Here is a 13195-nt window from a genome sequence, read left to right on the forward strand (position 1 = left end):
TTCAGGGGTAGCCTCATGTAGGTGCTCGTGGGAGGGCATGCCATGACTCAGCCACACGACCGCTTCCGGGGGACGGGAGCGGCGGACGAGACGGACTCGGAGACCGCGTCCGGTCTCGCGGACCCGACCGACGCGCGTGCGAACTGCGGCGTCGGCGTCGTCATGGACTTCGACGCGCCCGCGAGCCACGACGTCGTCAGCGACGGCCTGGACCTGCTCGTGAACCTCGAACACCGCGGCACCACCGGCGCCGAACCCGACACCGGCGACGGCGCCGGCATCCTCCTGCGACGCCCCGACGCGTTCTTCGACGCCGTCCTCGACGCGGACCTCCCCGACGTGTACGCCGTCGGCTCGCTGTACCTCCCGCAGGACGACGCGGCGCGCGAGGCGCTCCAGGGTCTCGTCGCCGAGGAGCTCGCCGCCCGTGGCGTGGACGTCCTCGAGTGGCGGGACGTGCCGACGGACGCGAGCGACCTCGGCGCGACCGCTCGCGAGGCCGAACCCGACGTCCGGCAGGTCGCGGTCGCACCCGCCGACGGCCAGGACGCGGACGCGTTCGACACCGACCTCTTCGTCGCCCGGAAGCGAATCGAGCACCGCGTCGACGGGGTCGCCGAGGCCGACGACGCCCCCGCGTTCTCGCATCCGGACGTCTCCGACGCCGACGCCGAACGGTTCTACGTGTGCTCGCTCGACCGCCAGACCCTCGTCTACAAGGGCCTGCTGAAGGGCGAGCAGGTCCGGTCGTACTACCCGGACCTCACCGACGACCGCGTCCGGTCGACGTTCGTCATGGTGCACGAGCGCTTCTCGACGAACACCCTCGGCGCCTGGCACCTCGCGCACCCCTACCGGAACATCATCCACAACGGCGAGTTCAACACGCTCCGCGGGAACGTCAACTGGATGCGCGCCCGGGAGACCGAGATGGCCGCCGACGCGTTCGACGTCGCGGACGTCCGCCCGGTCATCGACGACCCCGAGCAGTCCGACACCGCGAGCATCGACAACACGCTCGAACTCCTGCTCGAATCCGGCCGGGACCTCCCGCACGCGCTCCGGACGCTCGTCCCCGAGGCGTGGCGCGGCGACGACGCGATGACGCCCGAGCGCCGCGACTTCTACGACTACCACGCGAGCCTCGTCGAGCCGTGGGACGGGCCGGCGCTCGTCGCGGCGACCGACGGCGAGCGCGTCGGCGCGGTCCTGGACCGGAACGGCCTCCGGCCGTGCCGGTACGACGTCACGACCGACGGCCGGCTCGTGATGGCGAGCGAGGCCGGGGCGCTCGACGTCGACGAGAGCGAGGTGGCCGAACGCGGCCGCCTCGAACCCGGTCAGTGCTTCGTCGCCGACCCCGACGAAGGCGTGCTCACCGACGACGAGGTGTTCGACGACCTCACGGACCGGAAGTACGGCGAGTGGGTCGCGGACGAACAGGTCGCCCTCGACGACGTCGTCGCCGCGGGTCGCGACGACGCGGCCGAGACGGACGACGGCGCGTCCGTCGACGACGCCGACGGGACCGCGGTGGCCGTCGAAGACGCCCGTGAAGTCGACGAGGACGGGCACGGCGTCGTGGACGCGGTCGACGACCTGCGCGCGCAGCAGGCCGCGTTCGGGTACACGCACGACGAGATCGACAACCTCGTGGAGCCGATGAGCCGGAAGGGCAAGGACCCAGTCGGGTCGATGGGCGACGACACGCCGCTGTCGGTGCTCTCGGACCACGACCGCCCGCTGTCCTCGTACTTCAAGCAGCTGTTCGCGCAGGTGACGAACCCGCCGCTCGACTACATCCGCGAGGAGCGTGTCACGAGCCTGGAGACGCGACTTGGATTCCAGCGGAACCTCCTCGACGAGACGCCCGCGCACGCCCGCCAGCTCGTCGCGGACTCGCCCGTGCTCTCGCTCTCGGAGGTCGACGCCATCCGCGGGCTCGACGGCGACGCGGCCGCGAACGGACTCGAATCGGTCGTGGTCGACGCGACCTACGACCCCGAGTCGGCGACCCTCGAGGACGCTGTCGAGGCGCTCCGCGAGGACGCGCGAGCGGCCATCAAGGACGGCGCGGACGTCGTCGTGCTCTCGGACCGCGCGAGCGGCCCCGAGCGCGCCGCGGTCCCGAGCCTCCTCGCGACGAGCGGGGTCCACCACCACCTCGTTCGAACCGGCGCGCGGAACCGCGCGGGCCTGGTCGTCGACTCCGCGGACCCGCGCACCGTCCACCAGCACGCGACGCTCGTCGGGTACGGCGCGGACGCGGTCTGCCCGTACCTCGCGTACGAGACGCTCGCGGACCTGACCGCCGGCAGCGACGGCGCGAACACCGCCAGGGCGTGCGCGGCGTACCGCGACGCCGTCGAGGGCGGGCTCCTGAAAATCATGGCGAAGATGGGCATCTCCACCGTGGAGTCCTACCAGGGCGCGCAGGTGTTCGAGGCCGTCGGGCTCGCCGCCGAGTTCGTCGACGAGTACTTCGAGGGGACCGAGAACCGCACGGGCGGCATCGGCGTCGACGAGGTCGGCGCGGACGTCGCGGCCCGCCACCGGTTCGCGTTCGGCGACGACCCCGAACTGGAACGGCAGGGCGAGTTCGAGCACCGGAACGGCGGTCGCCGACACTCCTGGAACCCCGAGACCGTCGGCTCGCTCCAGCGGGCGGTCCGCACCGGCGACTACGAGGAGTACCGGAACTTCGCGAGCGCGACGAACGACACGCCCGACGACGAGGCCCCGGAGAGCCTCCGCGGGCTCCTCGACTTCGACACCGACTCGCGGGAGTCCATCCCCGTGGCGGACGTCCAGCCGGTGCACGAGATCGTCGAGCGGTTCTCGACGGCCGCGATGAGCCTCGGGAGCCTCAGTCCGGAAGCCCACGAGAACAACGCGGTCGCGATGAACCGCCTCGGCGGGAAGGCGAACACGGGCGAGGGCGGCGAGCCGCCCGAGCGCTTCGACACCGAGAAGGAGTGCAACGTCAAGCAGGTCGCCTCGGGTCGGTTCGGCGTGACGTCGACGTACCTCGCGAACGCCGACGAGATACAGATCAAGATGGCCCAGGGCAGCAAGCCCGGCGAGGGCGGGCATCTGCCGGGCGAGAAGGTCAACGAGATGATCGCGCACGTCCGGAAGTCCACGCCCGGTGTGGGGCTCATCTCGCCGCCGCCGCTGCACGACATCTACAGCATCGAGGACCTGAAGCAGCTCATCCACGACCTGAAGGCCGCGAGCCCGGAGGCGGACGTCAACGTCAAGCTCGTCTCCGAGGCAGGTATCGGGACGGTCGCGGCGGGCGTCGCGAAGGCGAACGCGGACGTCGTCCACATCAGCGGGCACTCCGGTGGCACGGGCGCGAGCCCGAAGACGAGCATCAAGCACGCCGGCCTGCCGTGGGAGCTCGGCCTCGCCGAGGCCGTCCAGACGCTGCGGCGGACGGACCTCCGGGACCGCATCCGCGTCACCGTCGACGGCGGGATGAAGACCGGCCGGGACGTCGCCGTCGCTGCCCTCCTCGGTGGCGAAGAGTACGTGTTCGGGACCGCGAGCCTCGTCTCCTCGGGGTGCGTGATGGCCCGCCAGTGCCACAAGAACACCTGCCCCGTCGGGGTAGCGACGCAGCGCGAGGACCTCCGGAAGCGGTTCCCTGGCGAGCCCGAGCACGTCATCAACTACATGACGTTCCTCGCGCAGGAGCTCCGCGAGATCATGGCCGACCTCGGGTTCGAGACGCTCGACGACATGATCGGGCGCGTCGACTGCCTCGAGCAGCGCGACGTCGATCACGACCGCGCGAGCGAGCTCGACCTCTCCGGCGTCCTCGCGGAGGTCGGCGACGGCCCGCACACGAAGGTCCGCGAGCAGACCCACGAGGTCGACGCGCAGCTCGACTGGGACATCCTCGACGAGGCGCGCGAGGCGGTCGAGGACCGCCAGCCCGTCGGCGTCTCGACCGCGATATCGAACACGGACCGCGCGGTCGGTGCGACGCTCAGCCACGAGGTCACGAGCCGGTACGGCGAAGCCGGACTCCCCGACGGCACGCTCACTGTCGACCTCGAAGGCACCGCCGGGCAGTCCTTCGGCGCGTTCCTCGCGTCGGGCGTCGCGCTCCATCTGCGCGGCGGCGCGAACGACTACGTCGGCAAGGGCCTCAGTGGCGGCCGCGTCGTCGTCGACACGCCCGACCGCGCCGGGTTCGAACCGACGGAGAACGTCGTCGCCGGGAACGTCGCGCTCTACGGCGCGACCGACGGCGAGTGCTACGTGAACGGCCGCGCCGGGGAGCGCTTCGCGGTCCGGAACTCTGGCGCGCACGCGGTCGTCGAGGGCATCGGCGACCACGGCTGCGAGTACATGACCGGCGGCGTCGTCGCCGTCCTCGGCGACACCGGCGCGAACTTCGCCGCCGGCATGAGCGGCGGGCTCGCGTACGTCCTCGACGAGAGCGCGTTCTTCGAGGGCGTCGAGGAACCCGCGGTCGCGTTCGAGGACCGCGTCAACGAGGGCATGGTGCACGTCGAGCACGACCTCGACGAGCGCGACGCGACCGTCCTCCGCAGGCTCGTCGAGAACCACCACGCGTACACGGGGAGCGAGCGCGCCGCCGCACTCCTCGAGAACTGGGAGGCCGCGCTCGCCGCGTTCGCGAAGGTGCTCCCGGACGCGTACGAGAAGGTGCTCGACGAACGCGAGGGCTTCGACGTCCGCGACAGCCCGCCCGCGAGCGCCACCGCCGAGAGCGCCGGGAGCGCGCAGGGGTACGCGAGCAGCGACGACTGACCGCCACGGTCAGTCCCAGTGGTTGCCGGAGCCGTCGTCGGGCTCACGGGAACCGCGGTGGTCGCGGCCGTCGCGGTTGCCATCGTCGCGGGCGTTTCGATTGTCGCGGTCGCGTCGACCGCCACCGAAGGTGTCGCGGCTCGCTCGGTCCTGCGCCTCGTTCCAGGACGTCGTCTGTCTAGGGTCTGGGTCCTCCGCGCTCACGAACCAGTAGAGCGCGACCGGGAGGACGAGGGCGAACAGCACGAACAGGAACGCGAAGCCGACTGCGGCCATCTACCCGAAGAAGATGTCCGCGATGTCGCTTCCGCTCCGGCGGTCCGAGCGGTAGAGCTCGGAGTACCCGCAGTTCGCGCACGAGATGACGTCGAAGTTCTTCGACTGGATGTCGAACATCTTCGAGAGGCCGCCGCCGGTCGTCGAGATGCTGTCCGTGATCGCGTCCTGATGGCCGCACTTCGGGCAGCCGTCGTCGCGACCGTGGCCGGAACGTCCGTCGTCTATGGAGGGCGACATATCTGGAACGTGGACGGTCGGCCCTGAGTATCTTTCGCCGCTCGCGAGCGAACGCCGGTGGCGTTCCGCGAACGCCACGCATTTCTCGCGCCGTCGAGTCGCTACTGGCATGGATAGCGCATTCGTCATCGGTGGGACGCGATTCATCGGGCGACACCTCGTCGCGGAGCTGCTCGCGCACGACTACGACGTCACGATATTCAACCGCGGGACCCACGAGAACCCGTTCGCGGACGACGACCGCGTCACGCACGTCGCGGGCGACCGCACGGACGACGCCGACCTCGCGAGCGCCGCTCGCGAGAGCGACTACGACGCCGTGTTCGACATGGTCGCGTACCAGCCCCGGGAGGTCCGGACCGCGACGCGCGTGTTCGACGACGCCGACGCGTACGTCTACGTCTCCTCCGGCGCGGCGTACGGCGAGGAGGAGATGCCGAAGCGCGAGGGCGCGCTCCAGGGTCGCGACGAGGCGACGGCGCTCGAACCGTGCACGGACGAGCAGGCGGTCGACGACAGCGGGGAGACGTACGGCGCCCGGAAGGCCGAGGGTGACCGTGCGCTGTTCGCCGCCGCCGAGGAGCGCGGCGTGCGCGCGATGTCGGTGCGGCCGTGCATCGTGTACGGCCCCGACGACTACACCGAGCGCCTCGACTTCTGGATCGACCGCGTCGCCGAGCACGACCGCGTCGTCGTCCCCGGTGACGGGACGAACGTCTGGCATCGCGCGTACGTCGAGGACGTCGCGAGCGCGCTCCGCGTCGTCGCCGAGGAGGGCACGGCGGGCGAGGCGTACAACGTCGGCGACCGCCGGCTCGTCACGCTCGAGGAGATGGTCGACGTCATCGCGGACTGCCTCGGCGACGCTGCGGACGCGCCCGACGACGCGGGCGACGTGGAGGTCGTGCACGCGAGCGAACGCGAGCTCTCCGTCGCGGACCTCGCCGGCGACGACTACGTGCTCTACCGGGAGTACCCGCACGTCCTCGACACCGAGAAGCTCGCGGCGCTCGGCTGGGAGGCGACGCCGCTGCGAGAGGCGATGCAGCGGAGCGTCGACGACCATCTGGCGAGCGACCGCGACGGCAGCGAGTACGACCCCGGCCGCGACGACGAACGCGCGCTACTGGACGTCCTCGACACGCTCTGAGACCTCGACGCGTGGAGCCGACCTCTCGCGCTGGTCCGGTCTTATGGGTCGCCGCTCTCGCGAGGTGGACGGCCAGCGAGTCGGCGGGGCGAGCGAACGATTTTATGCGGATGGCGTGTTACTTACTAGCATGAACGACGAGCGCGAGTCCGCGGCCGGCGCGGACGGTGGCGGAGACGTCGACACGTTCGAGGAGCGCGGCGTGTCCCCGGCCGCCATCGAGCTGGACGAGGTCTATCGGGCGCTCGCCCACCCGCGCCGACGGTACCTCTGCTATACCCTCCAGGAGAACGCCGAGTGGTCGCTCGACGAGCTCGCCACGAAGATCGCGGCGTGGGAGCACGGCGTCGCGATACCGGACGTCCCCGAGAACGCACGCGAGCAGGTGTACGTCGACCTCTACCACGCGCACGTCCCGAAACTGCGCGAACTCGGCGTCGTCGAGTTCGACGAGTCCACGGAGACCATCGAAGCCGCCGAGACCGCCACGCAGGTGCTTCGCGCACTCGAAGGGATGGGTGCGTCGCTCGATTCGAGCCAGGAGACCCACGCCCGGGAGGTCGGAGACGGGGTGTGATGACCGAAGAGTCCGACGGGGACCGGTTCGACCGGGACGACGCGACCACCGCCGGCAGCGACGGCACTTCCGGGAGCGACGCCACTCCCACCAGCGACACCTGGACGCAGGTCGCGCAGCGCCACTACGAACCCGACGGCGACCGCTTCGCGTACGTCGTCGTGAGCGCCATCGCGGACGCACGCGACGTCGCTGTCCGGGACGTCCGGTCGCCGCCGCTCTACGACGTCGTCGACGCGACCGGACTCGAGACGGCGCTGTTCGCGCCCGACGGCACCGAACCAGGGGACTCGAACACCGGCACGGTCGTGTTCCGGTACGCGGAGCTCCGCGTCACCGTCCAGAGCGACGGCTGGGTGCGCGTCGACGGACCGGCAGACGCGTAACGAGACGGGCACGGGGCGTCTCGACCGCCGAGCGCGCCTAGTCGTCGCCGTCGTCGCTGGCGTCACTGTCGTCGCCGTCGTCGCGGTCGACGCGACACGACCCGCCGGCGCCGACGTTCCCGCTGTGACGGGCCGCCGTCGCACGCAGGTCCGCCGCGACGCGCTCGTGGTGATGCTCGCAGGACGCGACCGCGCAGCCGACCGCGTCGGCGTCCTCGCTCCCGACGGGCACCTCGTGGACGGTCGCCCGCATCGCGCACGCCGAGTCGATGTCCGCGACGGCGTCGACGTCCGCACCGACAGCGAACCCGACCTCGTACGCGACCGCCGGCTCGTGCCCGCACTCGGGCGCGGTCGCCGCGTCGTCGCTCGAAGCGTCCGGCATCGTCACCCCCTGAAGAGGTTCATCACTTCGTCGGCGACCGGTCCCTCGACGGCGACGACGTACGTGTGCCCGGCCTGGAGGACGGTGTCGGCGCTCGCGACCGCGTCGCCGTTCTCGTCGCTCACGACGAGACTCCCGTGCGGCAGCGACACGTCCGACAGCGCCCGCCCCGCGACCGGTGCGCCCTCCGCGACGCGCAACTCGTACACCTCCAGGTCGCCCGACAACCCCGTGAGCGCGCCGAAGTCCTCCTCGATGGCGGTGACCGCGACGCGCCCGCCGGCGCGCTCAGGGAACACCACCCGGTCCGCGTACGGCGCGAACTCCTCCGTCTCCGGGTACGTCGACCGGAGTATCGTCCGCGTCGACGGATCGATGCGCTTCGCGGTCGTACACACCGCGACGTTCGTCCCCATCGTGTCCGTGAGCGACGCGACGACGTCCGCGCTCTCGACGTCCGCCTGCGCGAGCACGCTCGGTCGCGTCGCGTCGCCCTCGATCGCCGTCGCCACGTACGCCGCCTCGAGCTCCGCGAGCTGTTCGGAGTCTCGCTCCACCACGACGAGGTCGTGCCCGTGGTCGGCGAGCTGCTCGATAGCGCGGAGCGCGACCGGGCCGCTCCCCACGACCACCACGCGTAGCGATCCGTTCGTCATCGTTCACCCCTCGACCCGCCATCGCCTTCACGTTCCGGGTCGGTTCCCGTCCCGTCGGAACCGAGGGACACCTCGGTGTCGACGTCCTCGTAGCCGGCGGCGTCCCGCGTCGCGAGTTCCGCGTCGGCGTCGACGTGATCGAGCGACCGGTGCGCGGTCGCCTCGCCCGACGTGGTCGCGTCGACCGCCGCCCCGTCGACGGCACTCGCGGCGTCCGCGCCACCCCCCGCGCCGGCAGTCCCGGCCACGTCGACGTCGATACCTTCGCTCGCGCCACCAGCCGGTTCGCGCCGCAGCCCGAGACGACCGAGCGCGACGTACGCGATGCCACCGAGGACGAGCCACCCGAACGCGAGCCCCGCCGTCGCGACGTTCGCCGTGACGAGGTAGTACCCGAGGACGAGGTTCCCGACGATGCCCGCGACCGCCGGAGCCGGATAGAATGGCATCTCGTAGGGCCGACGCATGTCCGGGCGTTCCCGACGGAGCTTGATGACGCTCGCGTTCACGACGACGAACGACAGCAGGAAGAACAGGCTCGAGAGCGACCCGACCTGCCGGATCGGGACGAACGTGACGGAGACGAGCATCACGGCCGCGCTCGCCACCACCGCGATAAGCGGCGTCCCGAAGCGATGATGGATGCGGCCGATCTGCGCGGGCAACAACCGGTCGCGCCCCATCGCGAACGCCACCCTGCTCGAGGCGAGCACGACCGCGTTCAGCGCCGAAACCGTCGAGAACACCGCACCGAACGCGACGACGGACGCGCCGTTCTGCAGTATCGGGATGGCCGCCGGCATGAAGCCCTTCGCCGCCTCCGCGATGCCGCGTTCCCCGGCGCTCGCGAGCCCGCCAGCGCCGAGCGTCCCGATGGCGACGAGGACGACGACGAGGTAGATGACGATCGTCGCGGCGAGCGACAGGAAGATCGCTCGCGGGATGTTCTTCCGCGGGTTCTCCACCTCCTCGGTGACGGTCGCGATGAGGTCGTACCCCTCGAACGCGATGAACGTCAACCCCATCGCGGGCAGTATCGCGTTCACCGTCCCGTTCGTGAAGAACGGCTCGAACTCCGAGAGGTCGACCGCGTTCGCGCCGTACGCGGAGAACACGACGAGGATGACGATCTTGACGATCGTCACGACGGTCTCCGCACCGCCGCTGGCGGCGGTCGACACCGCGTTCAGGACGACGAGCCCGCCGACGAGACAGATCGCGTAGAGGACCTTCCAGGTCACCGGGCCGAGCAACGCACCCGACGGCAGGCCCTCCCAGTAGAAGTGCACGAACTCGAGGAAGTTCCCTGCGAACCCGAGCGCGTACAGCGCCCCGGCGATCATGTACGCGAACCAGAGCATCCACCCCATCTGGAACGCGACCGAGTCCCTGAACACCTCCTCGACGAACGCGTACCCGCCGCCGCTCTTCGGGATTGCGGACGCGAGCTCGGCGTACGAGAGCGCGGTGAACGACGTCACGACGCCGTTCAGTCCGAACACGAGGATGGCGGCCGGCCCCGCGATGTCCGCCGCCAGTCCCGTGAGGACGAAGATACCGGCACCGATCATCGCACCCATCCCGACCATCGTCGCGTCGAGCAACCCGAGGCTCGCCGACGGCGACCGCCCCTCGTGCTGTGCCATTCGTCTCCCGCGTACAGCGGCCCGGTGCTTAAGCGCTGGTCCCGAACCCACTGCATGAGAAATCATGCTCTCGGATGGCCGACCGCCGCGTAGCGCATCGAGGCGAAAGGTTTCTCCGGGCTAGGGGCGACGATGCGGGTATGTTCGACAAGTCGTCGTGGATTCGACTGCCGCGGAACGTCGTCATCGGTCACGACGTGCTCTCGCGGACCGTCGAGGTGGTCGAGGACATCCACCTGTCCGGCCGACCGCTCATCGTCACGAGCCCGACGCCGCGCGAGGTCGCCGCGGCACCCATCGTCGCGCAGTACGAGGAACGCGGCATCGACCCGGAGGTCGTCACCGTGGAGAAAGCGCGCTTCGAGACCGTCGAGGCGGTCGCCGAGGCCGCGGGGAACGACGACATCGGCTACGTGGTCGGCGTCGGTGGCGGGAAGCCCATCGACATCGCGAAGATGGCGAGCGACCACTGCGACAAGGGCTTCGTGAGCGTGCCGACCGCGGCGAGTCACGACGGCATCGTCTCCGGGCGGTCCTCGATCCCGGAGGGCGACACGCGGCACTCGGTCGCCGCCGACCCGCCGCTCGCGGTCGTCGCCGACACGGGCGTGCTCGCGGACGCGCCGTGGGAGCTGACGACCGCCGGCTGCGCGGACATCATCTCGAACTACACCGCCGTGATGGACTGGCGGCTCGCGAACCGCCTCCAGGACGTCCAGTACAGCGAGTACGCCGCGGCGCTCAGCGAGATGACCGCGGAAATCCTCGTCGACAACGCGAGCATGGTCCGGCCCGGGCTCGAGGAGTCCGCGTGGGTCGTCACGAAGGCGCTCATGTCGTCGGGCGTGGCGATGAGCATCGCGGGGTCGTCGCGGCCCGCGTCGGGCGCCGAGCACCTGTTCAGTCACCAGCTCGACCGGCTCGCGCCGAACGCCGCGCTCCACGGCCACCAGGTCGGCGTCGGCTCGATCATGACCGCGTACCTCCACGGCGGCGACCGCGGCATCTGGCGGGACATCCGGGACGCGCTCGCCGCCATCGACGCGCCGACGACCGCCGACGAACTCGACATCGACCCCGCGGTCGTCATCGAGTCGCTCACGACGTGTCACGCCATCCGCGACCGATACACCATCCTCGGCGACGGGATGAACGAGGAGGCGGCACGCGAGGTCGCCCGGAAGACCGGCGTCATCTGACGCGGCCGCACCCCGCACCCCTCCGCCGGGAGTCCGCGGGCGTCTCGACGACTACCCGAGTTCGGCGCCCTTGAACCGCCAGTAGCCGAGCGCGAGCGGGACGACGAGCCAGACGAGCATGATCGCGACCATGACCTCGGGCGCGAGATACCACGCCTGGGCGTCGAGGCGCGCGAGCGCCCGCTCCTTGGCCTCCGGCGGGAGGCTCGACTGGAAGCGGTCGAAGTACATCCGGGTGGTGACGACGTTCAGGCCCTGCTGGTACGCCATCGCGGGCGAGATGGCGCTCTGGATGAACGTGAACACGTCCCCTTCGAGACCGAGTCCGAGCAGGTCGTTCGTGACGTACCGGATGAGCGCGGGGATGGAGACCGACGGGATGAGGTTGAACGGGATGGTGAGGAAGTAGAACCCGACGGCGCCGGCCATCGCGCTCGACCGCGAGTCGGTCATCGCGGAGATGCCGACCGCGACCGCGACCATCACGAGCACGAGCAGGGCGGTGAACGCGAGCGTCGGCGCGAACAGCACGAGCTGGGGTTCGGCGTACTGGGTCGCGGCGACGACGACGCCGATGACGAACACGAGCATCGTCGCGGCGAGCATCAGGCCGCCCCGGGAGAGGAACTTCGCGAGAACGACCTCCTTGCGCGTGTTCGGGAGGCCCAGCATGAAGTTCACCGTGCCGTTCTCGCGCTCCCCGGCGATCGCGAGGTAGCCCGCGACCAGCGCGATGAACGGCAGGAGGAACAGGCCGACGGAGCCGACGATGCTGATGATGCCGAACGACTCGACGCTGTCGGAGACGAGCGTCGGCCCGACGAAGATGAGGAGCGCGATGACCGCGTACAGGCTGAACACGCCCCACACGAGCTTCGACCGGCGTGCGTCGAGGAAGTCCCGGCGCGCGATGGCGGTGAGGTTCTCCATCAGGCCGACACCTCCGCGTCGCGCTCGCCGCGGTCGACGCCGTCCCCGGTCGTGTACCGGTTGAACAGCTCCTCGAGGTCGGTCTCGTCGCTCACGATGTCCGTGACCGCGGTCGCCGCGTCGACGCGTTTCACGACGTCGACCTTCGCTCGCGGGTCGCTACACGTCACTTCGATCGTGTCGCCGCGGCGGCGAACGGTCTCGACGCCGTCGACGGCTTCGAGGTCGAGCGCGTCCGCGTCCGGCATCGGGTCGACCTCGAGTTCGATGCTGGTGGCACCGCCGACGTCGTCGCGGAGGTTGTCGATCGTATCGACCGCGGCCATCGCGCCGTCGCGCATGATGCCGACGCGGTCGCAGACCGCCTCCACCTGCGGGAGCTGGTGGCTGGAGAAGAACACGGTCGTCCCGCGTTCGGCCTCCTCGCGGATGATGTCGCGCATCTCCTGGATGCCCGTCGGGTCCAGGCCCGACGAGGGCTCGTCGAGGACGAGGAGGTCGGGGTCGTCGACGAGCGCCATCGCGAGCGCGAGGCGCTGTGTCATCCCCTTCGAGAACTCGCCGGCCTTGCGCTCCCAGGCCTCCTCCTGGAGGTTGACGCGAGAGAGGAGGTCGCGGGGGGCGTCGGTGGCGTTCTTCGTCTCGATGGCGTACTCGACGTGCTCCATCGCTGTCAGGCGGTCGTACACCGAGAAGCCCTCCGGGAGGACGCCGGTACGCTGACGGATGGCGATGGGGTCGCGATGCGTGTCGTAGCCGAGGACCTCGGCCCGGCCTTCGGTCGGCTTCAGGAAGTCCAGGAGGACGTTGATCGTCGTGGACTTCCCGGCGCCGTTCGGCCCGAGGAACCCGAAGATTTCGCCCTCCTCGACGTGGAGGTCGAGCGCGTCGACGGCCGTGAGGTCGCCGAAGCGCTTCGTGAGGTTCTCCGTCTGGATAGCGGGACCCATGTCCGAAGTACCACG

The 13195-nt window shown here is 70.5% G+C and carries 11 protein-coding genes and 1 pseudogene; 5 read left to right on the top strand and 7 right to left on the bottom strand.

Going from position 1 to position 13195, the window contains the following annotated elements; translation table 11 throughout:
• The first annotated feature begins 42 nt into the window (after nucleotides 1–42).
• Nucleotides 43–4785 (top strand): glutamate synthase large subunit, encoded by a 4743-nt coding sequence (gene gltB, locus SM754_RS03470; protein WP_323674819.1) that lies wholly within the window; start codon nucleotides 43–45, stop codon nucleotides 4783–4785.
• A gap of 9 nt (nucleotides 4786–4794) precedes the next feature.
• Here gltB and SM754_RS03475 read toward each other — a convergent pair whose 3' ends face one another.
• Nucleotides 4795–5061, bottom strand: a complete 267-nt coding sequence (locus SM754_RS03475; protein ID WP_323674820.1) for a DUF8143 family protein — start codon at nucleotides 5059–5061, stop codon at nucleotides 4795–4797.
• The gene (locus SM754_RS03480; protein ID WP_323674821.1) at nucleotides 5062–5301 is read right to left on the bottom strand and encodes a zinc ribbon domain-containing protein; all 240 of its coding nucleotides are present in this window, start codon (nucleotides 5299–5301) and stop codon (nucleotides 5062–5064) included.
• 109 nt (nucleotides 5302–5410) lie between these two features.
• Here SM754_RS03480 and SM754_RS03485 point away from each other — a divergent pair, with 109 nt between their 5' ends.
• The 3 genes from SM754_RS03485 to SM754_RS03495 all read left to right on the top strand — a co-directional run bounded on the left by SM754_RS03485 (nucleotide 5411) and on the right by SM754_RS03495 (nucleotide 7414).
• Nucleotides 5411–6451 carry an NAD-dependent epimerase/dehydratase family protein gene (locus SM754_RS03485; RefSeq protein ID WP_323674822.1) on the top strand — a complete coding sequence of 347 codons (1041 nt, stop codon included), beginning with the start codon at nucleotides 5411–5413 and terminating at the stop codon, nucleotides 6449–6451.
• A gap of 130 nt (nucleotides 6452–6581) precedes the next feature.
• On the top strand, nucleotides 6582–7028 hold the full coding sequence (locus SM754_RS03490; protein ID WP_323674823.1) for a DUF7344 domain-containing protein: 447 nt from the start codon (nucleotides 6582–6584) through the stop codon (nucleotides 7026–7028).
• The gene (locus SM754_RS03495; protein ID WP_323674824.1) at nucleotides 7028–7414 is read left to right on the top strand and encodes a HalOD1 output domain-containing protein; all 387 of its coding nucleotides are present in this window, start codon (nucleotides 7028–7030) and stop codon (nucleotides 7412–7414) included. Before SM754_RS03490 ends, SM754_RS03495 begins: the two co-directional genes overlap by 1 nt.
• 37 nt (nucleotides 7415–7451) lie before the next feature.
• Here the strand turns inward: SM754_RS03495 and SM754_RS03500 are convergent, their stop codons facing one another.
• The 3 genes and pseudogenes from SM754_RS03500 to SM754_RS03510 form a co-directional block, all read right to left on the bottom strand.
• A complete protein-coding gene (locus SM754_RS03500) occupies nucleotides 7452–7799 on the bottom strand; it encodes a hypothetical protein (protein ID WP_323674825.1) in 348 nt (115 codons plus the stop codon).
• 2 nt (nucleotides 7800–7801) lie between these two features.
• Nucleotides 7802–8455, bottom strand: coding sequence for a potassium channel family protein (locus SM754_RS03505; RefSeq protein WP_323674826.1), 654 nt, complete (start codon nucleotides 8453–8455; stop codon nucleotides 7802–7804).
• Between the two features lie 263 nt (nucleotides 8456–8718).
• Nucleotides 8719–10101: pseudogene (locus tag SM754_RS03510) on the bottom strand (APC family permease); the annotation flags it as partial.
• Nucleotides 10102–10241: 140 nt separating this feature from the next.
• On the opposite strand from SM754_RS03510, the gene SM754_RS03515 reads away from it, so the two are divergent.
• Nucleotides 10242–11300 carry an NAD(P)-dependent glycerol-1-phosphate dehydrogenase gene (locus tag SM754_RS03515; RefSeq protein WP_323674828.1) on the top strand — a complete coding sequence of 353 codons (1059 nt, stop codon included), beginning with the start codon at nucleotides 10242–10244 and terminating at the stop codon, nucleotides 11298–11300.
• A gap of 51 nt (nucleotides 11301–11351) precedes the next feature.
• On the opposite strand, the gene SM754_RS03520 is transcribed toward SM754_RS03515, so the two are convergent.
• Both SM754_RS03520 and SM754_RS03525 read right to left on the bottom strand, forming a co-directional pair.
• Nucleotides 11352–12230: an ABC transporter permease subunit gene (locus tag SM754_RS03520; protein WP_323674829.1), complete on the bottom strand. Its 879-nt coding sequence runs from the start codon at nucleotides 12228–12230 to the stop codon at nucleotides 11352–11354.
• Nucleotides 12230–13180 carry an ABC transporter ATP-binding protein gene (locus SM754_RS03525; protein WP_323674830.1) on the bottom strand — a complete coding sequence of 317 codons (951 nt, stop codon included), beginning with the start codon at nucleotides 13178–13180 and terminating at the stop codon, nucleotides 12230–12232. Before SM754_RS03525 ends, SM754_RS03520 begins: the two co-directional genes overlap by 1 nt.
• Nucleotides 13181–13195 lie beyond the last annotated feature (15 nt).

The sequence above is a fragment of the Halorubellus amylolyticus genome (assembly GCF_034808145.1).
In the GTDB taxonomy this organism is placed as follows: Archaea; Halobacteriota; Halobacteria; order Halobacteriales; family Natrialbaceae; genus Halorubellus.